Source organism: Roseateles koreensis (assembly GCF_028595305.1).
Taxonomy (GTDB): domain Bacteria; phylum Pseudomonadota; class Gammaproteobacteria; order Burkholderiales; family Burkholderiaceae_C; genus Paucibacter_A; species Paucibacter_A koreensis.
Map to the genome: position 1 here is coordinate 120,596 of NZ_JAQQXS010000001.1, position 25,119 is coordinate 145,714.

At 61.3% G+C, this 25,119-nt stretch carries 21 protein-coding genes and 1 tRNA gene; 18 read left to right on the forward strand and 4 right to left on the reverse strand.

From position 1 onward, the window contains the following. Positions 1–217 precede the first annotated feature (217 nt). A tRNA-Leu gene (locus PRZ01_RS00505) sits at positions 218–302 on the reverse strand. Positions 303–495: 193 nt separating this feature from the next. Between PRZ01_RS00505 and rnr the strand changes: the two genes are divergently transcribed. Continuing rightward, complete coding sequence (gene rnr, locus PRZ01_RS00510; RefSeq protein WP_409993786.1) at positions 496–2,823, forward strand: ribonuclease R; 2,328 nt, start codon at positions 496–498, stop codon at positions 2,821–2,823. A 50-nt stretch (positions 2,824–2,873) separates the two neighbouring features. Here rnr and PRZ01_RS00515 read toward each other — a convergent pair whose 3' ends face one another. Beyond that, complete coding sequence (locus PRZ01_RS00515) at positions 2,874–4,451, reverse strand: NAD(P)H-hydrate dehydratase (protein ID WP_273594791.1); 1,578 nt, start codon at positions 4,449–4,451, stop codon at positions 2,874–2,876. A gap of 117 nt (positions 4,452–4,568) precedes the next feature. Beyond that, complete coding sequence (locus PRZ01_RS00520; RefSeq protein WP_273594792.1) at positions 4,569–5,879, reverse strand: FAD-dependent oxidoreductase; 1,311 nt, start codon at positions 5,877–5,879, stop codon at positions 4,569–4,571. 515 nt (positions 5,880–6,394) lie between these two features. On the opposite strand from PRZ01_RS00520, the gene rpsB reads away from it, so the two are divergent. From rpsB to PRZ01_RS00600, 16 genes are all read left to right on the forward strand, one after another. Further along, positions 6,395–7,141 (forward strand): 30S ribosomal protein S2, encoded by a 747-nt coding sequence (gene rpsB, locus PRZ01_RS00525; protein WP_273594793.1) that lies wholly within the window; start codon positions 6,395–6,397, stop codon positions 7,139–7,141. Between the two features lie 128 nt (positions 7,142–7,269). Further along, positions 7,270–8,166 (forward strand): translation elongation factor Ts, encoded by an 897-nt coding sequence (gene tsf, locus PRZ01_RS00530; protein ID WP_273594794.1) that lies wholly within the window; start codon positions 7,270–7,272, stop codon positions 8,164–8,166. Between the two features lie 151 nt (positions 8,167–8,317). After that, positions 8,318–9,028, forward strand: coding sequence for a UMP kinase (gene pyrH / locus PRZ01_RS00535; protein WP_273594795.1), 711 nt, complete (start codon positions 8,318–8,320; stop codon positions 9,026–9,028). Positions 9,029–9,074: 46 nt separating this feature from the next. Next, complete coding sequence (frr, locus tag PRZ01_RS00540; protein WP_273594796.1) at positions 9,075–9,635, forward strand: ribosome recycling factor; 561 nt, start codon at positions 9,075–9,077, stop codon at positions 9,633–9,635. Between the two features lie 15 nt (positions 9,636–9,650). Further along, on the forward strand, positions 9,651–10,385 hold the full coding sequence (uppS, locus tag PRZ01_RS00545; RefSeq protein WP_273594797.1) for a polyprenyl diphosphate synthase: 735 nt from the start codon (positions 9,651–9,653) through the stop codon (positions 10,383–10,385). A 25-nt stretch (positions 10,386–10,410) separates the two neighbouring features. Beyond that, on the forward strand, positions 10,411–11,298 hold the full coding sequence (locus PRZ01_RS00550) for a phosphatidate cytidylyltransferase (RefSeq protein ID WP_273594798.1): 888 nt from the start codon (positions 10,411–10,413) through the stop codon (positions 11,296–11,298). Between the two features lie 25 nt (positions 11,299–11,323). Beyond that, positions 11,324–12,523, forward strand: coding sequence for a 1-deoxy-D-xylulose-5-phosphate reductoisomerase (gene ispC / locus PRZ01_RS00555; RefSeq protein ID WP_273594799.1), 1,200 nt, complete (start codon positions 11,324–11,326; stop codon positions 12,521–12,523). Further along, on the forward strand, positions 12,520–13,887 hold the full coding sequence (gene rseP / locus PRZ01_RS00560) for an RIP metalloprotease RseP (protein WP_273594800.1): 1,368 nt from the start codon (positions 12,520–12,522) through the stop codon (positions 13,885–13,887). The genes ispC and rseP overlap by 4 nt, the downstream gene beginning before the upstream one ends. Before the next feature lie 10 nt (positions 13,888–13,897). Next, a complete protein-coding gene (gene bamA / locus PRZ01_RS00565) occupies positions 13,898–16,210 on the forward strand; it encodes an outer membrane protein assembly factor BamA (RefSeq protein WP_273594801.1) in 2,313 nt (770 codons plus the stop codon). After that, positions 16,210–16,728: an OmpH/Skp family outer membrane protein gene (locus PRZ01_RS00570; protein ID WP_273594802.1), complete on the forward strand. Its 519-nt coding sequence runs from the start codon at positions 16,210–16,212 to the stop codon at positions 16,726–16,728. Before bamA ends, PRZ01_RS00570 begins: the two co-directional genes overlap by 1 nt. 8 nt (positions 16,729–16,736) lie before the next feature. Then, complete coding sequence (gene lpxD / locus PRZ01_RS00575; RefSeq protein WP_273594803.1) at positions 16,737–17,780, forward strand: UDP-3-O-(3-hydroxymyristoyl)glucosamine N-acyltransferase; 1,044 nt, start codon at positions 16,737–16,739, stop codon at positions 17,778–17,780. A 2-nt stretch (positions 17,781–17,782) separates the two neighbouring features. After that, the gene (gene fabZ, locus PRZ01_RS00580) at positions 17,783–18,223 is read left to right on the forward strand and encodes a 3-hydroxyacyl-ACP dehydratase FabZ (RefSeq protein WP_273594804.1); all 441 of its coding nucleotides are present in this window, start codon (positions 17,783–17,785) and stop codon (positions 18,221–18,223) included. A 13-nt stretch (positions 18,224–18,236) separates the two neighbouring features. Then, a complete protein-coding gene (gene lpxA / locus PRZ01_RS00585) occupies positions 18,237–19,025 on the forward strand; it encodes an acyl-ACP--UDP-N-acetylglucosamine O-acyltransferase (RefSeq protein ID WP_273594805.1) in 789 nt (262 codons plus the stop codon). A 3-nt stretch (positions 19,026–19,028) separates the two neighbouring features. Continuing rightward, on the forward strand, positions 19,029–20,189 hold the full coding sequence (lpxB, locus tag PRZ01_RS00590; RefSeq protein WP_273594806.1) for a lipid-A-disaccharide synthase: 1,161 nt from the start codon (positions 19,029–19,031) through the stop codon (positions 20,187–20,189). Beyond that, positions 20,158–20,793 (forward strand): ribonuclease HII, encoded by a 636-nt coding sequence (rnhB, locus tag PRZ01_RS00595; protein ID WP_273594807.1) that lies wholly within the window; start codon positions 20,158–20,160, stop codon positions 20,791–20,793. The genes lpxB and rnhB overlap by 32 nt, the downstream gene beginning before the upstream one ends. Next, entirely contained in the window at positions 20,790–21,572 is a 783-nt protein-coding gene (locus tag PRZ01_RS00600) for a TrmH family RNA methyltransferase (protein WP_273594808.1), read from the forward strand. Before rnhB ends, PRZ01_RS00600 begins: the two co-directional genes overlap by 4 nt. A gap of 6 nt (positions 21,573–21,578) precedes the next feature. Here the strand turns inward: PRZ01_RS00600 and ppsR are convergent, their stop codons facing one another. Continuing rightward, the gene (gene ppsR / locus PRZ01_RS00605) at positions 21,579–22,400 is read right to left on the reverse strand and encodes a posphoenolpyruvate synthetase regulatory kinase/phosphorylase PpsR (protein ID WP_273594809.1); all 822 of its coding nucleotides are present in this window, start codon (positions 22,398–22,400) and stop codon (positions 21,579–21,581) included. A 206-nt stretch (positions 22,401–22,606) separates the two neighbouring features. Here ppsR and ppsA point away from each other — a divergent pair, with 206 nt between their 5' ends. Beyond that, on the forward strand, positions 22,607–25,015 hold the full coding sequence (gene ppsA, locus PRZ01_RS00610) for a phosphoenolpyruvate synthase (protein ID WP_273594810.1): 2,409 nt from the start codon (positions 22,607–22,609) through the stop codon (positions 25,013–25,015). Positions 25,016–25,119 lie beyond the last annotated feature (104 nt).

The following is a 25,119-nucleotide window of genomic DNA, read 5'->3' on the forward strand; positions in this document are numbered from 1 at the left end:
CCCTTTCAACAGGCCGAACGCATGTCTTGCGTCCGGCCTGTTGTTTATGGGTTTTCGGTGAATGCCGTTTAATTTTTTTTCGGCCGGATGGCAAATTTGACCCGTCAAGCCATCCGCGCAAAGCAAAATGGCCGCATGTCAACAGACAAGCGGCCATGCAGTTCAAGGTTTGAAAAAACAAAGGCCGATATCTTTCGATACCGGCCTTTGAGAAATTTGGTGCCCAGGAGAGGACTCGAACCTCCACGGAGTTACCCGCTAGTACCTGAAACTAGTGCGTCTACCAATTCCGCCACCTGGGCAAGGTTCACAAGTCAACCGTGGTCTGGTGCAGTTTTATGGCCTTGGGCTATTTGTTCAGCCTCATGCCCTGCGCCCAGTACGTCCGGTAATCTGTGACGTTTCAGGAAAGACAAGGATTCTATCATCAAAAACATTAAACACACAAGTCCCGCCCCGAACGAAGGCGCAGCACTGCTCAGCGAAGTCGAGGGCGTGTTGCAAGGCCATCGGGATGGCCACGGCTTCTTGATTCCCGACGTAGGCACGCAAGACATCTACCTGCCGCAGCAGGAAATGCATGCCGTCATGCATGGCGATCGCCTGCGCGTGCGGGTTGCACGTTATGACAAGCGTGGCCGTCCTGAAGGGCGGGTGCTGGAGATTCTCGATCGCAAGAAGAAGCCCATCATTGGGCGCCTGCTGCTGGAGTCCGGCATCTGGTTGGTGGCGCCGGAAGACAAGCGCATGGGGCAGGACATCCTGATTCCCAAGAACGGCACCGCCAATGCGCGTGCGGGCCAGGTGGTGGCGGTCGAGTTGATCGAGCCGCCGTCTTTGTATGCGCAACCGGTCGGGCGGGTGGTCGAGGTGCTGGGTGAAATCGACGACCCTGGCATGGAGATCGAGATTGCTGTGCGCAAATACGAGGTGCCGCATCGCTTCAGCGCCGAAACCTTGTCGCAAGCTGCCAAGCTGCCCGAGAAATTGCGCGCGCTTGATTTGAAAGGCCGTATCGACCTGCGCGATGTGCCGCTGGTCACCATCGATGGTGAAGATGCCCGCGACTTCGATGACGCGGTGTTTTGCGAGCCGCACAAGCATGGGCGCGGCAAGACTGCCTTCGTGGGCTGGCGCCTGCTGGTGGCCATTGCCGACGTGAGCCATTACGTCAAGCCGGGCGATCCGTTGGATGAAGACGCTTATGAGCGCGCCACCTCGGTGTACTTCCCGCGCCGCGTGATCCCGATGCTGCCCGAGAAGCTGTCCAACGGGCTGTGCTCGCTCAACCCCAATGAAGACCGCTTGTCCATGGTGTGCGACATGCTGGTGGATGATAGCGGTGAGGTCCAGGCGTATCAGTTTTATCCCGCGGTGATTTGCTCGCATGCCCGCTTTACTTACAACGAAGTGGCCGCAATCTTGGCCAATACGCATGGCCCCGAAGCCGCCAAGCGACGCGACCTGGTGCCGCATCTCTTGCATCTCCATGAGGTGTTCAGGGCACTGCTGGCGGAGCGCAGTCGCCGGGGGGCGATTGATTTTGATACGACTGAAACCCAAATCGTCTGTGACGATAACGGGCGAATCGAGCGCATCATCCCGCGCACACGCAATGACGCGCACAAGCTGATCGAAGAGGCGATGCTGGCTGCCAACGTCTGCGCGGCGGATTTCATCGCCGAGAACAAGCAGGCCTCGCTGTTCCGTGTGCATGAGGGGCCGACACCAGAAAAGCGGGTGGCGCTGCAAGCCTATTTGCGTGCCCTTGGTCTGGGCTTGTCCGTCAGCGATCAACCCACGCCCAAAGAGATTGCTGCGATCGCTGCAGCCACCAAGGACCGGGTGGATGCGGCGCAAATCCACGCCATGTTGCTGCGTTCCATGCAGCAGGCGGTTTACACCTCGGCCAATGCCGGCCATTTCGGCCTGTCGTACGAGGCGTACACGCACTTCACCAGCCCGATTCGGCGATACCCCGATCTGCTGGTGCACCGGGTCATCAAAGCGATTCTGCAAGGCAAGCGCTACCACCTGGATGCCGGCAAGATGGATGTGCCGATGGCCACCAAGCGGCCGGGCCGTGCGCAACCCATTGACCCCGCCAAGGCCAACACGGAGATGGAACGTTGGGAGGTGGTGGGGGCCCATTGCAGCGCCAACGAGCGCCGTGCGGATGAGGCGTCACGTGATGTCGAGGCCTGGCTCAAGTGCCGCTATATGCGCGAACATTTGGGAGAGGAATTTGCCGGCACGGTCAGTGCGGTGACCAGCTTTGGCCTGTTTGTGCAGTTGGATGCGTTGTACGTCGAGGGCTTGATTCACATCACCGAATTGGGCGGGGAGTACTTCAAGTTCGACGAACTTCGCCAGGAGTTGCGTGGTGAGCGCACGGGCTTGCGCTATGCCACCGGCACGCGGGTGCAAGTGCAGGTGAGCCGGGTGGACCTGGATGCCCGAAAGATCGACTTCCGCCTGGTTCGCGACAGCGACGAAGCCAAGCTTGTGGCCCGCGCCCAGCGCGACAAGGCCGGCTTGCCGCCCTCAGCCCGTGGTGGTGTCAAGAGCAGTGGTGCGATCTCTGGTGCAGTACAGGCTGCAGGGCAGTCGCCACTCGATGCTTTGGAAGAAGTGCGTCGCATGGACCGGGAGGTGAAGAGTTCAGGCAAGCGCTCAGCCAAGGGCGGGCGCAAGGCCAAACCTGCTGCGGCGCCTGCCGTGGCCGCGGCGCATCCGGTCAAGGCGGCACGTCAGGCTGCCCGAAAAGGGCGAACACAGCCTGCAGCGGGGGCGGGCGAAGCCCGGGCGCGAAAGCGTCGCTGAGCAAGTTGCCGAGTGGCAAGTTGGGGGGGCGAGTGAACAAGCTGGCGGACTCAAGGCCCCCAGCGGCTCCGCAGCCCGTGCATGCGTTCGATCAGGTCGGCAGCACGCAAGGGCCCCAAGCCTTGTGATTCGCCCGCCAAGCCGTGCCAGTAGACGGCGGCTGCGGCGAGGCCTTGCGGGCATGCTGCGGGTGCCTGCGCCCAAAGGCCACCCAGCCAGCCGGCCAGCACATCGCCGCTGCCGGGCGTTGCCAGGGCGGGGCTGCCGCTGCAATTGATGAGGGGTTTGCGTCCCGTATCGGCCGGGGCGGCAACGACGGACCCGGCACCCTTCAACACCACGTGGCAGTTCAGGCGATCAGCCAGTTCTTGCGCCGCCTTCAGTCGCCCGGCCTGCACACGGTGCGTGTCTGTACCGAGCAGGCGGGCGGCTTCCAGCGGGTGGGGCGTCAGCACGGTGTTCTGGCCAACTGCCCGGCGTTGGATCAGCAACGCTTGAAGTGCCGGGTCGGCGCCCAAGGCGTTGAGGCCGTCCGCGTCCAGGACCAATCGAGCTGCGCCTTTGAGGATGGCGGGCAAGACCGCGTGTATTTCTTGGCCGCCGCCGCAGCCGCACACCACGGTCAGCGAGGGCAGAAACGTGCCGGGCGCGGTGACCTCTACCGGCCGCCGCATCAACTCCGGACGCTGTGAATCGAATTCAGGTGTTTCATCGCCAGCAACGGTGATGTCGCCCAGCATGCTGCCGTAGACGCGCCCTGCGCCAGCGGCCAGTGCCGCACGTGCGGCCAGCCGTGCTGCACCGCGCATGGCAGGTGCGCCGCCAATCACCCACACATCGCCGTGGCTGCCTTTGTGGCTCAAGGGGTGGGCAGGGCGTAGCCAGTTCAGCAGGCTATCGTGGCCGATCAAGTCGGCATCGGCATCGGGGGTGATTCGGTTGATGGGCGCAATGTCGTTGGCTACGTTGCCTGAAAAATCACCACTCAAGCCCAGATCGTCAAACCAAATCTCTCCGCAATGCGCGGGGCCGTGGCCGGTGAATAGCCCAGGTTTGAGCGTGAGAAAAGTCAGGCAGTGGGTGGCGTGAACGGCATCCGCATGAAGGCATTCGCCCGTCTCTACCGAAAGCCCACTGGGTACGTCAACGGCCAGGGTTGCAATGTCGCGGGCGCTAAGCGCATTGAGGCTGCGCAGCACCTGGTGCAGTGCTTGATCAGGAGAGTGATCTGGCTTGGTCGTGGCGCCGATGCCGAGCAGGGCGTCGATGGCCAGGGCGGTTCTGGCCGGTGGGGTCAGGTCTTGCGTGATGCGTACGCCGGCTGCTTGCGCGGCCAACAGTGCAGCGTGGGCGTCCACGGAGCCGGCGCTTTGTCTGGTCGGCAGCGAGGCAATAACTTGGCAGCCCTGTGCGTGGAGATGGCGTGCCGCCACCAGGCCGTCACCACCGTTATTGCCGGGCCCGCAGGCGATCCAGATGGGGCGCTCTGCATGGTTGTGCAGGGCGAGGGCCAATTTGGCCACGGCAAGTCCGGCGCGCTCCATCAAGGCCTGTGGGGGCGTTGCAGCCAGGGCTTGTGTCTCCAGGGTGCGCGTGCCCGCGATGCCGTAGAGACTGAGTGTATGCAAAGGGTGTTGAATGCGGATCACGTGTCGATTGTGAAGGCAATTTTCAAGCGCCCCAAGTGCCCCGAGTGCCCCAAGCATCCCAAGACGCCCCGTGCGCTCATTCCACTGCGGCTGCGACTAGCCCAGGCGACCCATCGTCAGGTCGCTGATCTCAGGCAGGTCCGGGCCGGCCTGGTTGCCGCTGATCTGATGGCTCAATACGTTGGCTGCGCCGTTCGCCAGGGTCCAGCTCAGGAGGTTGCTGGGTTCAAGGGCCAGATTAAGCCAGATGCCCGCGTGGCCGCTTGTGCCCAGAATGGGCAGGCCGTCCGCCACGTGGGCATGTGTGCCGCGCCACTGTTGTAGTTGACCGTTCTGCATGGCGCCGGGAAACCAGTCGTTCAAGACCTTGTGCATGGCCGCGTGACTGTCTTTGGCGCTGCTCGGTGATCTGTTCCAGTGGCCGCTGATACTCAGCCGGACGCGTTGGCCGATGCGGCTGATGCTGATGCCGCTGGTTTGATCCACCAGGCCCGCGCGAGGCCCGAGGTCTGGGTGAGCTTCGAGTTGCCGCAACGGCGCCGTCAGTGATTCACCCTGCAGCTGAACCATGGGCAGCTTGAAGCCCAGGGGCTGCAGCAGCGGGATGGCGCCCACGCCGGCGCAGACCACGATGGCGTCAAAATTTTCATGTTGCGGCCCAGCGGGTGCGGGCTGGGTGTCGATGTTGTCTTTGGGCTCGCGGCTGTCACCCTGGCGTGTGCTGGGGCCGGGCCGCTCTTCTGGCGGCGTGTATTCGTGCACCAGCTGCGCTGGGCTGCCGGGTGTGATGCTGCGCACCGTGGTGTGAAAGCGGAACTGTGCGCCCAGGCGTTGCGCCTCCATGCGCAGCAAATGGGCGAATTGGCGGCAATTGCCGATCTCGGCCTGCGGCAAATAGATGCCGCCCAGCAGGGCTTGCTCGGGATTGAGTCCTGGCTCGATGCGCCGGCATTGCTCGGCGTCTAACGTTGTCGCACTCAGACCCATTTGGGCCAGTCGTTCGAGCCCGGGTTGAATCTGCTGGCGCTCGCGCTCGGTGCGCAAAAGCATCAGCAGGCCCTCTGTGCGCTCATAGTCCAGTTGCAGGCTGCGGCGCAGCGTCTGGAGGCGATCGAGGCTGAATTGAGCGAGCTTGAGCAGCTGCTCCTGCGCGGCGGGGTTGCTGGCTTTTGCGGCACGGCGCCGCTGCCATTGCCAACCCAGGCTGTGGCGCAGGCTCAGGTGCGGCCAGGGCTTGGCGGTCCAAGGCAAAATCATGGCCGGGGCGACGATGCCTGCATTGGCGAAGCTGCCTTCGGCGGCAACGCTGCCGCACCGATCAAAAACCGTGACTTGATGGCCTTGGGCGCTAAGTTCGTAGGCGGTGGTGACGCCGGCAATGCCGGCACCAATGATGGCGATCCGCATGCTCAATGCCCCTTGCAGCTGAGCGCTGCGTGACGGTTCAGGGCAGGTTGACGGGCGGGCTCAGGCTTGAAAACCACCTTGGAATTGAGGGAGGCACCGGGGAACTGCTGGGCTCCGATTCGGCCTTCTCGCAGGCGCTCAGGGGCGCTGCTCAGGTCGTTGTGCATAGATGTTGTATACTCTTTGGGTTTTGCCGTTGGCCGCGGGCTGAAATTTCAGTCCGGCAGCCTTGAAGTCGCTTTGAAAACTGCTGTGAATTCTCTACGAATTCAGCGTGGTTTCAGGTGGCGAGCAAGAGTTTTCATTGGGGGGCGAAGCTTAGCGAAGCTAAATCAGCCAAGTCCGATTCGACCCCATTGAGCAACGACAGATCAATCGCAAACCGGCTGTTCGAGAGGTGTTGCTGCTGCTCAGGTCTGGCACTCGGGTCCCATAAGGGGCGAGGGTGCGGGGCATCAGAAGTATTGCAGAGCAATTCGAGCCGGATTTAAGACACAACCTTCGGAGTAAAAATTATGTCCGTTACTATGCGCGAGATGCTGGAAGCCGGCGTCCACTTTGGTCACCAAACTCGTTTCTGGCATCCCAAGATGGCCCCGTACATCTACGGCCATCGCAACAAGATCCACATCATCAACCTCGAGAAGACGCTGCCTGCGTTCGAAGAGGCGATGAAGTTCGTCCGTAACCTCGCTTCCAAGCGCGGCACCATTCTGATGGTTGGCACCAAGCGCCAAGCCCGTGAAGTCGTGGCCCTGGAAGCTCAGCGCGCTGGCATGCCTTATGTCGACCAGCGTTGGTTGGGCGGCATGATGACCAACTTCAAGACGGTCAAGACTTCGCTGAAGAACCTGAAGGACATGCAAGCGCAGGTCGACGCAGGCACCCAGCCTTCCATCAAGAAAGAAGCGCTGATGTTCCAGCGTGACTTGGCCAAGCTGGAAAAAGACATCGGCGGGATCCAAGACATGGCTGGCCTGCCTGACGCCATCTTCGTGATCGACGTGGGCTTCCACAAGATCGCCGTGGCTGAAGCCAAGAAGCTGGGCATCCCCGTGATCGGCGTGGTTGACACCAACCACTCGCCTGAAGGCATCGACTACGTGATCCCTGGCAACGACGACTCCGCCAAGGCTGTGGCGCTGTACGCCCGTGCCGTGGCTGACGCGGTGCTGGAAGGCCGTGCCAACGCCGGCAATGAAGTGGTGCACGCTCAAGCCCCCGCTGGTGACGAGTTCGTGGAAGTCAGCGAAGGCGCTTAAGCTCCTGACGCCAAGACCAAAGGGGCTGATTCAGCCCCTTTTTTTTAAAGAATTTTGCTGTCAACGAGTCCGCGCCGCGTCGTCTTCTGTACGGGTGTGCGATTCAATCAAGAAACTGGAGAATCCAAATGGCTGTGATTACCGCTAGCATGGTTGCCGAGCTGCGCGCTCGTACCGACGCTCCGATGATGGAGTGCAAGAAGGCCCTGACTGAAGCCGAAGGCGATCTGGGTCGCGCTGAAGAAATCCTGCGCGTCAAGCTGGGCAACAAAGCCGGCAAGGCCGCTTCGCGCGTGACCGCCGAAGGCGTGGTGGCATCGGCCGTCGTGGGCACCACCGGTGCTTTGCTGGAAGTGAATTGCGAAACCGACTTCGTTACCAAAAACGACGCGTTCCTGGCCTTCGCCAATGCCTGCGCCAAGGTGGCCGCAGAACATGCGGTGACTGAAGTCGAAGCACTGGCCGCTCTGCCGCTGAGCCAAGAAGGCTTCGGCCCGACGGTGGAAGATGTGCGCCGCGGCCTGATCGGCAAGATCGGCGAGAACATGAGCCTGCGCCGCATCAAACTGTACAACGCCGGTGCTCAGCTGGCTTCGTACCTGCACGGCACCCGCATCGGTGTGATGGTTGAGTTCGAGGGTGACGAAGTCGCCGCCAAGGACGTCGCCATGCACGTGGCCGCCATGAAGCCTGCCGCCTTGTCGTCGGCCGAAGTTGCTCCTGAGCTGGTCGAGAAAGAGCGCAAGATCGCCACCGAGAAGGCTGCCGAGTCTGGCAAGCCTGCCGAGATCGTCGCCAAGATGGTCGAGGGTTCGGTGCAGAAGTTCCTCAAAGAGGTGTCGCTGCTGGACCAAGTCTTCGTCAAGGCTGCCGATGGCAAGCAGACCGTGGCCGCCATGTTGAAAGACAAGGCCACCACCGTGAAGGGCTTCACCCTGTATGTGGTGGGTGAAGGCATTGAGAAGAAGGTGGACGACTTCGCTGCGGAGGTGGCTGCGCAAGTGGCTGCCGCAAAAGGGGCCTAAGCCTCTGTAAAAAATAAAGGGCGCCTCTGGCGCCCTTTACACTTATGCCCGCGCCGGTCGTTGCGCTGTCCCACAAGGGCGGCGGCACCCGGCGCGGTATTCCAAGATTTGTCCCGCAATCGCGGTCAACTGCAGCATTTAGAGGTCACACATGCCCGCGCTCAAACGCATCCTGCTCAAACTCTCTGGCGAAGCTCTGATGGGCGACGACGCCTTCGGCATCAACCGTGCGACCATTGTGCGCATGGTGCAGGAGATTCGCGAGGTCACTGAACTCGGGATTGAGGTTGCCGTCGTGATCGGTGGCGGCAATATTTTTCGCGGCGTAGCGGGTGGTTCGGTGGGTATGGACCGCGCCACCGCTGATTACATGGGCATGCTGGCCACGGTGATGAACTCACTCGCCCTGGCGGACACCATGCGCCAAGAAGGCATTACCGCCCGCGTGATGTCGGCCATCGGCATCGAGCAAGTGGTTGAGCCCTACGTGCGCCCCAAGGCGCTGCAGTATCTTGAAGAAGGCAAAGTGGTGGTGTTCGCAGCGGGCACCGGCAATCCCTTCTTCACCACTGATACAGCGGCCGCACTGCGCGGCGCGGAAATCGGTGCAGAAATCGTTCTCAAGGCCACCAAGGTTGACGGCGTTTACACTGCCGACCCGAAAAAAGACCCCACCGCAACGCGCTATTCCCGCATTACTTTCGACGAGGCCATCACTCGCAATCTGCAGGTGTTGGATGCCACCGCCTTTGCGCTGTGCCGTGACCAGAAGCTGCCGATCCGTGTGTTCAGCATTCTGAAGCCCGGCTCGCTGAAACGCGTGGTGATGGGTGAAGACGAAGGTACGCTGGTGCACGTCTGAGGCGGGACGCCGCTTAAGTTCAGTTCAGGAAATATCGAGAAGCATCATGAGCATTGCAGAAGTCAAGCAGAACGCCGAAGTGAAAATGGGCAAGTCGGTCGAAGCCCTCAAGGGTGAATTGCACAAGATCCGTACGGGCCGCGCTCACCCTGGCATCTTGGATCAGGTCAGTGTCGATTACTACGGCTCCATGGTGCCGATCAGCCAGGTGGCCAATGTGAGCTTGCTGGACGCCCGCACCATCAGCGTGCAGCCCTGGGAAAAGGGCTTGGGCGCCAAGATCGAGAAGGCCATCCGTGAGTCCGACCTGGGCCTGAATCCTGCGTCCCAGGGCGATCTGATCCGCGTGCCGATGCCGCCGCTGAATGAAGAGCGCCGCCGCGACCTGACCAAGGTCGTGCGCAATGCCGGTGAAGACGCCAAGATTGCCGTGCGCAATCTGCGCCGTGAAGCCAATGAGCAGGCCAAGAAGCTCACCAAAGACAAGCTGATCAGCGAAGACGACGAGCGCCGCAGCCTGGACGACGTGCAAAAGCTGACCGACCGCACCATCGCCGAGATCGAGCGTGTGGTCGCAGGCAAAGAAGCCGAAATTCTGGCGGTCTGAGCGGAATCGCTGCGCGTGAGTTCCGATCAAGCCGCCTTGGTTCCCCGCCATGTGGCCATCGTGATGGATGGCAATGGTCGTTGGGCGAAGAAGCGTTTTCTACCGCGATTTTTTGGCCACAAACAGGGAGTTGATGCCCTGGTCAAGGTTGTTCAAGCCTGTATTGACCGCAATATCGACTACCTGACGGTGTTCGCGTTTTCGTCAGAAAACTGGAAGCGTCCGTCGGATGAGGTGTCAGGCTTGATGGGCTTGGTGCTTGCTGCGGTGTCGCGTTACCTGGCGCGAATGGGCGCGATGGGTGTGCGCATTCGCATCGTGGGCGACCGCGATGCCGTGAGTCCCAAATTGCGCAACGCCTGGAACGAGGCGGAGGCTGCCACCGCGCACAACACCAAATTGACCTTGTCCGTGGCCTTCAATTACGGCGGGCGTTGGGACATCGTGCAGGCCTGCAAGTCGGCGATGCAGGCGGGCGTGTCGCCAGAGGCGCTCACCGAGTCGAAGCTGTCCGAGTTCATGGCAATGAGCTACGCACCTGATCCGGATTTATTCATTCGAACCGGCGGTGAGGTGCGCATCAGCAACTTCTTGCTGTGGCAGGTGGCGTATACCGAGTTTGTGTTTTCCGACTGCTTGTGGCCGGAGTTCGGCGAGGCGCAGTTGGATGCCGCGATTGAGGCCTTCCGTGAGCGCGACCGGCGGTTTGGTGGCGTCAAATCAACTCCCCCCACGGCTGTTGCGGCGTGACCCACCCCGAATTGACGAGGTCGCCATGCTGAAACAACGCGTTATCACCGCTTTGGTGTTGCTTGCCGTTTTGCTGCCTTGCCTGTTTGCAGCGTCCCCCTGGCCTTTTGCACTGCTGACGCTGTTGATGATCGCTGCCGCAGGATGGGAGTGGGCCCGTTTGAATTCAAGCGCAGGCCCGGTGGATGGCGCCAGTACCCGTGCGGGGACAGCCGGGTTGATGCCCTATGGCTTCGGCATCGGGGTGGCTGGCGTCTGCGCCGCCACGCTCTACGGCCTGGGCTTGCAAGCACCGCCGGTGTGGTGCTGGTGGTTGGCGGGTTTGATCTGGGTGTTGGGTGGGGTGTTTGCTCTGCGCGGCGGCCCGGCGGCATGGCCGCATGCCTCGCGGCCCTTGCGTTTGGTCTTGGGTGCTTTGGCGCTCTGGGCGGCATGGCTGGCGATGGTTCAGGCCAAGACCTTGGGTATTAATTTTCTGTTGTCGATTTTTTGCCTGGTGTGGGCCGCCGATGTTGCGGCCTACTTCGGGGGGCGGGCTTTCGGGCGCCGTAAATTGGCCCCGGCCATCAGCCCCGGCAAAAGCTGGGAAGGTGTGTGGTCTGGTATGGCGGCGGTGCTGGTGTTGGCGCTGGTCTGGAGTCAGGTGATCGATCGGCAATTGGCGGTTGACTCCCCCAGCCTGTACCAATTGCTGGCGCGGCAGGGGCTGTTTGTTGGGGTGTTGAGTGTGTTGATGCTCAGTGCCATGAGCGTCGTGGGCGATCTTTTTGAGTCTCTGATCAAACGGGCTGTGGGCGCCAAGGACAGCAGTCAGCTGTTACCCGGCCACGGCGGTGTTTTGGATCGGGTGGATGCCCTGCTGCCGGTGTTTCCTTTGGCGATGGCTTTGAGTTCCCTCAGCTTGGCCGCCTGAGGCCGGGCCTTTTGAGTCTGTTGACATGACCGCATCTTTTCAACGCCAACGTATCAGTGTGTTGGGCTCCACGGGTTCCATCGGGGTCAACACGCTGGATGTGTTGTCTCGCCACCCCGATCGCTACGAGGTTTTTGCGCTGTCGGCGATGAGCCGCGTCGATGAATTGCTGGCCCAGTGTCTGCACTGGCAACCCCGTTTCGCGGTGATGCCCGATACCGCCGCGGCCGCCCGCTTGCGCGAGCGCTTGCGTGAGCAGGGCAGCCGGACCGAGGTACTCGACGGTGCCCCGGCCTTGTGCGACATCGCGGCCCATCCCGACGTTGACATGGTGATGGGTGCCATTGTCGGTGCAGCTGGGCTGGCCCCTTGCCTGGCGGCGGCCCGTGCGGGCAAGCGTTTGCTGCTGGCCAATAAAGAGGCCATCGTGGTGGGGGGGGCCTTGTTCATGCAGGCCGTGGCGGACGGTGGGGCGACCCTGCTGCCGATCGACAGCGAGCATTCCGCTATTTTCCAGTGCTTGCCGGAAGACCGCAGCACTTGGGCGCAGCGCATTGACCATATCGTGCTGACGGCCTCCGGCGGGCCCTTCCGCCAACGTGATCCGGCGACTTTGGCCGCCATCACCCCAGAGCAAGCCTGCGCGCACCCGAACTGGGTGATGGGGCGCAAGATTTCGGTGGACTCCGCCACGATGATGAACAAGGCGCTGGAGGTGATCGAAGCGCGTTGGTTGTTTGGCCTGGACCCGGCGAAAATTCGGGTGTTGATTCATCCGCAGAGCATCGTGCATTCGATGGTGGTTTGCCGCGACATGTCGGTGCTGGCGCAAATGGGCACGCCCGATATGCGGGTGCCCATCGCCTACGGCCTGTCTTTCCCCGCGCGCATCGATGCCGGCGCCAGCCGCCTTGAGTTGGAGAAGTTGTCGGCCTTGAGCTTTGAGGAGGCTGACGAGCGACGCTTCCCTGGCTTGTTCTTGTCGTGGCGTGCACTGCGTGCTGCGGAAGGTACAACGACCGTGTTAAACGCCGCCAATGAAGAGGCGGTGGACGCTTTCTTGAACCGCCGCCTGCGCTTTGATCAAATTCACCGACTCAATGTGCAATGCTTGGACGAGTTGCTCCCGCAGGCCGGTGAGTGCAGCAGCGTTGAGGGCTTGTTGAGTTTGGACGCGCGGGTGCGACGCCACGCTCAGGCCTTGATCACGAGCCTTGCTGCATGACGACCTTGCTTGCATTTCTGGTCACGCTGGCCTTGCTGGTGGTCGTGCACGAGTACGGCCATTACCGTGTGGCGCGGGCTTGCGGGGTCAAGGTGCTGCGGTTTTCTGTCGGTTTCGGGCGCGTGATCTGGCGCCGGCAAGCACACCCTGACGCCACCGAGTTCACCCTGTGCGCCATCCCATTGGGTGGTTATGTGCGCATGCTGGACGAGCGTGAGGCACCCGTTGAAGCGGGGCTGCGTGACCAGGCTTTCAACAACCGGCCCTTGCGCCAGCGTGTGGCGGTGGTGGCGGCTGGTCCCTTGGCCAATTTGGTTTTGGCGGTGCTCTTGTTTGGCGCCGCCAATTGGGTCGGCATGGAGGTGCCCAAGGCGCTGCTGGGTGCTCCCGTGGCGGGCTCCCTGGCTGAGCGTGCTGGCATGCAGTCGGGTGATTGGGTTCAGGCTGTGTCCGTTGACGGGCAAGAGTGGCGCGACATCGATTCACTGCTCGACCTGCATGAGCAAGTCATGAACGCGGTGGCACAGCGTCAGCGATTGCACCTGAGTGTGAGCGATGCGCAAGGCCGGGGCCGGCGCGAGCTGACGCTGAGCACCGACGCCTTGGCCGCAACCGAGTTCGACGCCGCCTCGGCCGCCCAGTTGGGCCTTGGCAGTGCGTTCAGCGAACCCGTGTTGGGCCGGATTACCGCGGGCGGCGCGGCTGATCTTGCGGGCCTGCGTGAAGGCGACCGAGTGAGAGCCATTGATGCCACGCCCGTGGCGGATGCGGCCAGTTTGAGAGGCTTGATCCGCGCCTCGGCGTCCGATGGCCAGCAACACGCCATGGCGTGGCGGATCGAGCGGGCAGGGCAGCCGCTTGACATCGAGGTTAGCCCCAAGGTGGTCGATGACAATGGCCGCAAGATCGGCCGCATCGAGGCCTTGGTGGGTGGTGTGCCTCAGATGGTGCAGCAGCGCTATGGATTTCTGGATGGCCTGGTTCGCGGTGCACAGCGCACTTGGGAGCTCTCTTGGACCACCTTGAAGGTGTTTGGTCGCATGTTGGTTGGACAAGCCTCGCTGAAGAATCTCAGCGGCCCGCTTACCATCGCTGAATACGCCGGACAGTCCGCGCGCATGGGCCTCAGCCAATACCTGGGCTTTCTGGGGCTGGTCAGTGTCAGCCTCGGTATATTGAATCTGCTGCCACTGCCGATGCTGGATGGCGGACACCTGATGTATTATCTTTTTGAGGGTTTGAGCGGCCGCCCCATCTCGGAGTGGTGGCAAACGCAACTGCAGCGTGCAGGTGCGTTGATCCTGATGCTGATGATGGCTTTAGCCCTTTCCAACGACGTGGCCCGCTTGACGGGCCTGCATTGACTCTATCTGCATGTCCTCATTTCTAAGAACAGGTGCGCGCTTGCGCCCCTCAATCCTGACTTTGGCCATTGTGGCCACACTGCAGTCAGGCGTCGCCTGGGCGGTGGAACCCTTTGTGATCAAGGACATTCGCGTCGAAGGTCTGAATCGCACCGACCCGGGTACAGTGTTCGCGAGTCTGCCTTTCCGCATTGGTGACACCTACAGCGACGACAAGGGCGCGGCAGCATTGCGTGCGCTGTTCGCCACCGGCTTGTTCAAGGACGTTCGCATCAACATTGACGGCACCTCCGCCGTGGTGGTGATCGAAGAACGCCCCATCATTGCCAACGTCAGCTTCACGGGTCTGAAGGAATTCGACACCGAAGCGTTGACCAAATCACTGAAAGATGTGGGCATTGGCGAAGGCAAGCCCTTCGACAAAGCCTTGGCCGACCGTGCCGAACAAGAACTCAAGCGCCAATACCTGACGCGCAGCCTCTACGGTGCCGAAGTCACGACCACCATCACGCCGCTGGAGCGCAATCGGGTCAACGTCAGCTTTGCCGTGACCGAAGGCGAGCCGGCCAAAATCAGTGAAGTGCGCATTCTGGGCAGCAAGGTCTTCTCGGAGAGCACGCTGCTGGGCCTGATGGATCAAACCACCTCCGGCTGGTTAACTTGGTACACCAAGACAGACCGTTATTCGCGCTCCAAGCTGAATGCTGACCTGGAGACTTTGCGCTCTTATTACCTGAATCGCGGTTATCTGGAGTTTGCGGTCACCTCAACGCAGGTCACGATTTCACCTGACAAGCAAAGCATCAGCGTTGCCATTACCGTGAATGAAGGGCAGCCCTACACGGTCACCGCGGTGAAGTTGGAGGGTGAATTCCTGGGCCGCGAAGAAGACTTCAAACGCCTGATCCAGCTCAAGCCCGGCCAGCCCTATCAGGGCGAAGCCGTGGCGCAGACCACGCGTGCGTTCTCCGACTATTACGGCACCTTCGGTTATGCCTTTGCACGTGTCGACAGCCGGCCTGAAATCGACAAAGCCACAGGCCAGGTGGTGGTCACGTTCACTGGTGACCCGCAGCGCCGGGTCTATGTGCGTCGCGTGATCATTGGCGGCAACACCCGCACGCGGGATGAAGTGATTCGCCGCGAGTTCCGCCAGTTCGAATCGGCTTGGTACGACGGCCAGCGCATCAAGGCCTCCAAGGACCGTGTGGAGCGCTTGGGTTACTTCAAGCAAGGTGAAGTCACCATCGACACCCAAGAGGTGCCGGGCACGCAAGACCAGGTCGATGTGCTGCTGACCGTGGTGGAGCGCCCCACCGGCAACATCATGGTGGGTGCGGGCTATTCGAGCCAGCAAAAACTTTCGCTGACCGGCTCTATCCAGCAGGACAATATTTTTGGTTCCGGCCATTCGCTGGGGATCTCGGTCAACACCGCATCCACCGGGCGGGCGCTGGTGCTCAGTGAAACCGATCCTTACTTCACCGTGGACGGTGTCTCCCGCTCTTTCGATGTGTTCTATCGCACGCAAAAGCCCATCAACACCTTGGGTGAGCAGTATGAGTTGATCACCCACGGCGGGTCGGTCCGCTTTGGTGTGCCGTTCTCTGAAATCGACACCGTGTTCTTCGGCCTCGGCTTTGCCCGCACGCGGATGAGCACGACCTCCGGCTTGCCTAACAGTTATCTTCTGTATGGTCGCCAGTTCGGCAAAGACAGCTCCGAGTACCCGCTGACCATCGGTTGGGCACGCGACAACCGCGACAGCGTCATCTCCCCCACCGTGGGCCGCTACGCCCGTGTCAATCTTGAAACCAGTGTGCTGGGCGATGCGCGTTATGCCCGGGCCAACTTGCAGTACCAGGAATACATTCCGGTTACCAACAAGATCACCCTGGGTTTGAACAGTGAACTGGGTTGGGGTGCGGGCTTGAATGGCCGCCCCTATCCGATCTTCAAGAATTTCTATGCTGGCGGCCTGGGTTCGGTGCGGGTGTTTGAAGCGGGCTCCTTGGGTCCGGTGGACGTCACGGGCTCCTACACCGGTGGCAATCGCAAGTTCAACGTCAATGCCGAGTTGTACTTGCCGGTGCCAGGGGGGGGCAATGACAAGACCTTCCGCTTCTTCGGCTTCCTTGACGCTGGCAATGTCTGGGGCCCGCAAGATCAGGTCACTTTTGACTCGATGCGCTCCTCGGCGGGTATCGGTTTAAGCTGGATTTCCCCCATGGGGCCCCTGCGTTTGAGTTACGGTTCGCCTGTGCGTAAGAAACCCACAGATAGAATCGAGAAATTCCAATTCCAGATCGGGAATGCATTCTGATGAAAAGCTTGTCCATTAAAGCGGTGGCTCTGTCCGCCCTGTTGTCGGTTTCGGCCACTGCCGCTGTGTCTGCTCAGGCACAAGAATTGAAAATTGGCTACGTGAACAGCGAGCGGGTTTTGCGCGAAGCCAATGTGGCCAAGGCTGTGGGCTTGAAGCTGGAGTCAGAGTTCGGCAAGCGTGAAAAAGACTTGAAGGACGCCGAGCTGAAATTGCGTGGCGCCGCAGAAAAGCTTGAGAAAGATGCCCCCACGCTGAGCGAAGCCGAGCGCAATCGCCGTCAACGTGATCTGGTGGAGTCTGACCGCGAATTGCAGCGCAAGCGCCGCGAGTGGCAAGAAGATCTGACTCAGCGCAAACAAGAAGAAATGTCCGTCATCGTTGATCGGGCTAACCGCGCCATCAAGCAGATCTTCGACACTGAAAAGTACGACCTGATCGTGCAGGACGCGATTTTCTCCAGCCCGCGCGTTGACATCACCAAGAAGGTGATCGACTCGCTCAACGCCCAGAAGTGATTTCTCAGGTGACCCCCAAGGTTCACCTGGATGATCTGATCGCCGCCTTGGGCGGCGATCTTCATGGCGCGGGGCAAACCTTGATTGCGCGGATCGCGCCATTGGACGAGGCCGATGCTGAGTCCATCAGCTTCCTGGCCAACCCGCGCTATCAAGCGCAACTGGGCCAGACCCAAGCCGCCTGCGTGATCGTGGCACCTGCCTTTGCAGAGGCCGCCGCAGCACGTGGCGCCGCCATCGTCACGCCGGACCCTTACCTCTACTTCGCACGCCTGACGCAATGGTGGGCAGCGCAGACGCGGCCTCTGTCTCCTCCGCGCGTTCACCCCAGCGCAGTGATAGACCCCGGTGCCCACATCGGCGTTGGCGCTGACATCGGCCCGCTGGCCGTGATTGAGGCGCAAGCGCATATCGGTGACGGCGCGCGCATTGGCGCTCACTGCGTCATCGGGCACGGCGCGCGCGTGGGTGCGGATACGCGTTTGAGTGCGCGGGTGGCGCTGGGATTCAACTGCCAGATCGGTGACCGGTGCATCTTGCATAGCGGTGTGGTCATCGGCGCTGACGGCTTTGGTTTTGCTGCCGATTTGAAGGGCGAAAACCCCGGATGGGTAAAGATCGAGCAACTGGGCAATGTCCGCATCGGCAATGACGTTGAAATTGGCGCCAACACCTGCATCGACCGTGGCGCCTTGGCCGACACGGTGCTGGAGGACGGCGTCAAGCTCGACAATCAGATCCAGATTGGCCATAACGTTCATATTGGCCGGCATACCGCGATTGCAGGCTGCACGGCTGTGGCCGGCAGCACTCGCATCGGCGCCTTCTGTACCATCGGTGGAGCGGCCAACATCGTTGGCCATTTGACCCTGGCCGACCATGTGCACGTGTCCGCTGCCACGCTGATCAGCCGCAGCATTGCAAAACCGGGGCTCTACAGCGGCGTTTATCCCTTCGAGGACAATGCCAGCTGGGAAAAGAATGCCGCCACCTTGAGACAACTGCACACACTGCGTACTCGCGTGCGTGACCTTGAAAAGAAAAAAGACTGACCATGGACATCCATAGCATCCTGAAAAAGCTGCCGCACCGTTATCCGCTGTTGTTGGTGGATCGCGTGCTGGAGGTTGAAGCCGGCAAGCGCATTGTGGCGATCAAGAACGTCAGCATCAATGAGCCCTATTTCGTCGGCCATTTCCCGCACCGCCCGGTGATGCCGGGGGTGTTGATTCTGGAGTCTATGGCGCAGGTGGCAACGCTGCTCGCACTGGAAAGCTCGGACATCCAGCTCGACGACAGCACGGTGGTCTACTTTGCCGGTATCGATAACGCCCGTTTCAAGCGGCCCGTAGAGCCCGGCGACCAGCTGCGCCAAGAGGTGATACTGGACCGCGCCAAGGCGGGCATCTTCAAGTTCAGTGCCAAGGCGTTTGTGGGCGATGCACTGGCCGCCGAGGCGCAGCTGATCTGCACCATGCGCAAGATCGACGCCTGAGGCTTGGGCCGCCATGAGCCTGATCCACCCCACTGCGATCATCGACCCTGCCGCTGAACTTGACAGTTCGGTTGCGGTGGGCGCCTACACGCTGATTGGCCCACACGTACGCATCGGCGCCGGCACGGTCATCGGGCCGCACTGCGTGGTGGAGGGGCGCACCACCCTGGGTGTCGACAACAAGATATTCCAGTTCAACTCCATCGGCGCAACCCCGCAGGACATGAAGTACGCGGGCGAGCCCACCGAGCTGGTGATTGGCGACCGCAACGCGATCCGTGAGTTCTGCACCTTGAACCTTGGCACCGCGCAGGACGAGGGTGTAACCCGGGTCGGGTCGGACAACTGGATCATGGCCTACGTCCACATTGCCCATGATGTTCGCCTTGGCAACCACACGGTGCTGGCCAATAACGCTACCCTTGCCGGGCATGTGCATGTGGGCGATTGGGCGACGATTGGTGGCCTGTCTGGCGTGCACCAGTTTGTCAAGATTGGGGCCCACGCCATGATCGGCTTTCAAGGGCATGTGGCCCAGGATGTGCCGCCCTTCATGACGGTGGACGGCAACCCTTTGGCGGCGCGTGCGGTCAATGTGGTGGGCCTTAAGCGGCGCGGCTACACGGCTGAACGCATCTCGGTGATTCGGCAGATCCACAAGCTGCTGTACCGATCGTCGTTGACGCTGGGTCAGGCGGTCGAGGCGATTGCCGCGTTGCAAGGCCAGGTGCCAGAGGCAGATGCCGATGTGACGCTCATGCTGGATTTTCTGGCCGCCGCCACGCGTGGCATTGTTCGCTAAGTCATGACATCAACCCCGCCTCGTTTTGGCATGGTGGCCGGCGAGGCCTCCGGTGACCTGTTGGCTGGCCTGCTGCTGCAAGGCATGCGCACGCGCTGGCCTGATCTGCAGGCCTGGGGCATTGGTGGGCCACGCATGGCCGCACAGGGCTTCACGGCTTGGTGGCCGCATGACAAGCTCTCCATCTTTGGCTATGTGGACGCATTGCTGAATTTGCGCGAGTTGCTGGGCTTGCGCAGGCAACTGGGCGATCGCCTGCTGGCCCTGCCTGAAGCTGAGCGCCCAGCCGCCTTCATTGGCATTGACGCGCCCGACTTCAACTTCGGCCTGGAGCAGCGCTTGCGTGAAGGCGGTATCAAGACGGTTCACTTCGTCTGCCCGTCCATCTGGGCTTGGCGGGCTGAGCGGGTAGAGAAGATCCGACGCTCGGCCGACCATGTGCTGTGCCTGTTTCCGTTTGAACCCGAGTTGCTTCAAAAGTCCGGTATCGCTGCCAGTTATGTCGGCCATCCCCTGGCTGATGCAATTCCCTTGGAGCCACCTCAACTTGAAAGCCGCGCTGCCTTGGGCTTGGGCGGGCAGGGGCCTGTGGTGGCTTTGCTGCCGGGCAGCCGCCGCAGCGAGATCAAGTACCTGGCCGAGCCTTTTTTGCGCGCCGCGTTGCTGATGCAGCAAGCCCGGCCTTACTTGCGCTTCGTGATGCCCGTGGCACCCGGTTTGCGTGGCTTGATCGAGCCCTTGGTGCAAGGCGTGGCGCCGACGCTGAATCTCACCTTGCTGGAGGGCCGCTCGCACGAAGCTCTGGCGGCCTGCGATGTCACCCTGGTGGCGAGCGGCACTGCCACCCTGGAGGCGGCCTTGTTCAAGCGCCCGATGGTGATTGCCTACCGCATGCACTGGTTGAACTGGTGGCGCATGAAGGGCAAGAACTACCAGCCCTGGGTGGGTTTGCCCAATGTGTTGGCGCGCGAGTTCTTGGTGCCTGAATTGATTCAAGACCAATGCACGCCCGAAGCGTTGGCGCGTGAGGGCTTGGCATGGTTCGCTGAACCTGAGCGTTATACGCGGGTGCAAGCACGCTTCGCCGAACAACATCTACTGCTGCGCTGCAATACTGCGCAAAGGGCCAGCGATGCGATCGCGCAAGTCATTGGCCGAGCCTAAGCAATTGGGGCTGTCTTGGGTGGGGCCGGGCTTGCTGGCTGGCGTGGATGAGGCCGGCCGAGGCCCCTTGGCCGGGCCCGTGGTGGCCGCTGCGGTGATTTTGGACGACGCGGCGCCCGTGCAGGGGCTGCGCGACTCCAAGATCCTGAGCGAGAAACGGCGCGAGCAGCTGTTCGATGAAATTCGCGCCAAGGCTTTGTGCTTTTGCATCGCCGAGGCCAGTGTCGAAGAAATTGACCGCCTGAACATTCTGCAAGCCACCTTGCTCGCCATGCGCCGCGCGGTGGAGGGCTTGCGCCTCAAGCCGGCCCTGGTGCAGGTGGATGGCAATCGCCTGCCGGTCTTGAAGGTTCCGGCGGAGGCCATCGTCAAGGGTGATAGCAAGGTGCAGGCAATTTCGGCCGCCTCCATCCTGGCCAAGGTACAGCGTGACCGGCAATGCATCGCCATGCACGAGGCCCATCCGGCGTATGGATTCGCCACCCATAAGGGCTACCCCACCGCTGAGCATCTGGCGGCCTTGCGCGCGCATGGGGTCACGCCCTGGCATCGCCGCACATTCGGCCCGGTGCGCGCGATTCTGGAATTGTCAGGCCCCCCATGAGCCAGCTTCAACACATTACCTCTCGTGACAATCCGGTGCTCCAACGCCTGCGCAAACTCAGCCAGGACGGCGGCGCCTACCGCAAGCTGGGCAGTGTCTGGCTGGAGGGCGACCATCTGGTGCGCGCTTGTCTGCAGCGCAACTATCCTGTTACTTTGGCGGTAATGACTGAGGCAGCGGCGCAAGATTCTGTCTTGCGTGCCTTGGCGGACGCCGCGCCGCGCCAGTTGGTGGTACCGACCGCGTTGTTCAAAACCATCAGCGGTTTGGAGTCACCGGCGCAGATCGGCTTCGAGGTGCCGCATGACGCCGCGCAGCGCATCGATCCGGCCGTGGACACGGTGATCCTCGACCGGCTGCAAGACGCGGGCAACGTCGGCACCATTCTGCGCAGCGCTGGGGCCTTCGGGTTCAAACAGATTCTGGCCTTGAAGGGTACAGCGGCCCTTTGGTCGCCCAAAGTCTTGCGGGCTGGCATGGGAGCGCACTTCGGCTTGCGTTTGATCGAGGGGCTCGGCCCCGCTGATCTTGACGGTTTGCAATTGCCGCTGATTGCGACCAGCTCCTATGCCGAAAAGCAGCTTCATCAACTCAGCCTGCCCCGGCCCTGTGCCTGGGTGATGGGGCATGAGGGGCAGGGCGTTCAAGCCGAATTGATGCAACGCTGCCGCTTGACCGTAGGCATCCCACAACCGGGCGGCGAGGAGTCGCTCAATGTGGGCAGCGCTGCGGCGATCTGCCTGTATGAAAGCGCGCGGCAGCGACTGACGGTGGCGTAGCGCCGCTCAGTAAATCAGCCGATCCGGCCGCAGGTCGCGCAGGATGGTGGTGGCGATTTCTTCGATGGATTTGTGGGTCGACGACAACCAGGCGATGCCGTCTTTTTTCATCATCGCTTCGGCCTCATTGACCTCATAGCGGCAGTTCATCAGGTCGGCGTATTTGCTGCCGGGGCGGCGCTCGTTGCGGATCTGGCTGAGACGCTCGGGGTCGATGGTCAGGCCGAAGCATTTGCGCTTATGGGCGATCAGCATGGAGGGCAGCTTGCCGCGCTCGAAGTCTTCCGGAATGAGCGGGTAGTTCGCCGCCTTGATGCCGTGTTGCATGGCCAGGTACAGCGAGGTGGGGGTTTTACCGCTGCGAGAGACGCCGACCAAAATCACGTCCGCCACGTCCAGGTTCTTGGCGGATTGCCCGTCGTCATGCACCAACGAGAAATTGATGGCTTCGATGCGGTCGTGATATTCCTGGCTGCGTGCCACGTCAGAGAAGCGCCCCACGCGGTGGTTGCTCTTGACCTCGAACTCTTCTTCCAGCGGTTCGATGAAGGTGCCGAACATGTCCATCACCCGGGCGTGGCAATGGTCGCGCACGATTTTCAGCACATCCCGGTCCACCAGGGTGGCGAAGACGATAGCCCGAGCGCCCTCGCGGGTCGTGGTTTCATTGATTTCACGCACGACGGCATAGGCTTTTTCGGGCGAATCGATGAAGGGCCGGCGTACATGACGCGGCTTGATCGGAAATTGCGCCAGGATGGAGTTACCGAAAGTTTCAGCGGTAATCCCGGTGCCGTCCGAGACAAAGTACACGGTGCGATTGGGCATGGTGGGGTTGCTCTAAAGTCCTGCCCAATCATAGTGGGCTTGCCTTTAGAATCCGACGCAATCATCCCGTTCAGCAACATGACTGCCCCCAGCTCACAATCAGAATCAAGAATCGCTGCGGTTACAGCCTGTGTCAGCCTGATGGATGGCGCCGCCGGCGGCGTCATTGCGGGAGCCCGGAATTTTTATCATCACGGAGCTTTCCCATGTCACAACGCTACGAACCGACCGCCTTGGTCGTTCCCTTTGAGAATCTGAGGATGACTGACGTCGAGGTGGTCGGCGGTAAGAACGCCAGCCTCGGCGAAATGATTTCACAACTCGCAGCGTCGGGGGTTCGTGTGCCGGGTGGCTTTGCCACGACGGCTCACGCCTTCCGCGAGTTTCTCAAGCATGAAGGGCTGGACAAACGCATCGAAGCGCGCTTGGTCACCCTCAATACCGATGACGTGCGTGCGCTGACCGAGGCTGGCGCTGAAATCCGCGGTTGGCTGGAGGCGCAGCCGTTTCCGGCGGATCTTGAGGCACAAATCCGTACCTCGTTCGCCAAGCTGACGGCAGACAACCCGGGCGTGTCATTTGCCGTGCGTTCGTCCGCAACGGCTGAAGACCTGCCTGACGCTTCTTTCGCCGGGCAGCAGGAAACCTTCCTGAATGTGGTGGGCATTGAAGAAGTGCTGCACAAGATGAAGGAGGTCTTTGCCTCCCTCTACAACGACCGCGCCATCAGCTACCGCGTGCACAAGGGCTTTGCCCATGCCGACGTGGCCTTGTCGGCGGGTGTGCAGCGCATGGTGCGCTCCGACCTTGGCTCCGCCGGCGTGATGTTCACCATCGACACTGAATCGGGTTTCAAGGACGTGGTGTTCATCACCTCCAGCTACGGCCTGGGCGAAACAGTGGTGCAGGGCGCCGTCAATCCTGATGAGTTCTATGTGCACAAGCCCGCGCTGCAGCGCGGCAAGCTGCCCATCATCCGCCGCAACCTGGGCTCCAAGCTGATCAGCATGGAGTTCAGCTCGGCGGAGGAGCGGGCCAGCAGCGGCAAGCTGGTGAAAACAGTAGACACCGCGCCGGAAATGCGCAATCGCTATTCGTTGAACGACGCAGAAGTAATCGAGTTGGCTGGCTACGCCATGATCATCGAGAAGCACTACGAGCGTCCCATGGACATCGAGTGGGGCCGTGACGGTGTGGATGGCCGCATCTACATCCTGCAAGCCCGCCCTGAAACGGTGAAGAGCCAGGCGGAAGGCCAGGTCGAGCACAGCTACAAGCTCAAAGGCCACAGCACGGTTCTGGCTGAAGGCCGTGCCATCGGTCAGAAGATCGGCACCGGCCCGGTTCGCTTGGTTGAGAGCATTGCCGAAATGGACCGCGTTCAGCCCGGCGATATTCTGGTCACCGACATGACGGACCCCAACTGGGAGCCAGTCATGAAGCGCGCTTCCGCCATCGTGACCAACCGCGGCGGGCGCACCTGCCACGCCGCCATCATTGCGCGTGAATTGGGTATTCCTGCAGTGGTCGGTTGCGGCGATGCAACCGAGAAACTCAAGGACGGGCAGCTGGTTACCGTGGCCTGCTCCGAAGGCGACACCGGCTACATCTACGACGGCCTGCTGGAAACCGAAGTGAGCGAAGTCCACCGCGGTGAGCTGCCTTACTGCCCGGTCAAGATCATGATGAACGTGGGCAACCCGCAACTGGCCTTCAACTTCGCGCAGATGCCCTCGGCAGGCGTGGGGCTGGCGCGCCTGGAGTTCATCATCAACAACAATATCGGCGTCCACCCCAAGGCGATTCTGGACTACCCGAACATTGATGCTGACCTGAAAAAGGCCGTCGAGTCGGTGGCCCGCGGCCACGCCTCGCCACGCGCTTTTTATGTGGACAAGCTGGTGGAAGGCATTGCCACCATCGCTGCCGCCTTCTTCCCGCGTCCTGTGATCGTGCGTTTGTCGGACTTCAAGAGCAACGAGTACCGCAAGCTGATTGGCGGCTCACGTTATGAGCCTGATGAAGAGAACCCGATGCTGGGTTTCCGTGGCGCCTCGCGCTACATCAGCGGCGAGTTCTCCGATGCCTTCGCCATGGAGTGCGAAGCCTTGAAGCGTGCTCGGGTCGAGATGGGCCTCACCAATATCGAAATCATGGTGCCCTTTGTGCGTACCGTGCGACAGGCTGAGCGGGTCGTGGCCATGCTGGCCGAGCGCGGCCTGAAGCGCGCTGCCGCTGGTGGGACCGACGGTTTGCGCGTCATCATGATGTGCGAGGTGCCTAGCAATGCCATCTTGGCGGATCAGTTCTTGGCGCACTTCGACGGCATGTCCATCGGCTCTAACGATTTGACGCAACTGACCCTGGGGCTGGACCGTGACTCGGGCCTGGAGCAATTGGCCGGTGACTTCGATGAGCGTGACCCAGCGGTGAAGGCCATGATCTCGCGCGCTATCAATGCCTGCCGCGCCACTGGCAAATACATCGGTATCTGTGGCCAGGGCCCCAGTGACCACCCCGACTTTGCTGAGTGGTTGGCGGACGAAGGCATTGTGTCGATCTCACTGAATCCTGACTCGGTGATCGAAACCTGGCAGCGTCTGGCCAAGCGTTGAGCCTTCAACGCTAAGCGTCAAAGCCTTGAACAGAAACAGCCCTGCGGGGCTGTTTCTGTTGGTGGTAGTGCTTCGCCAGGGCGCGGGTTCCTTGCTATCGACAG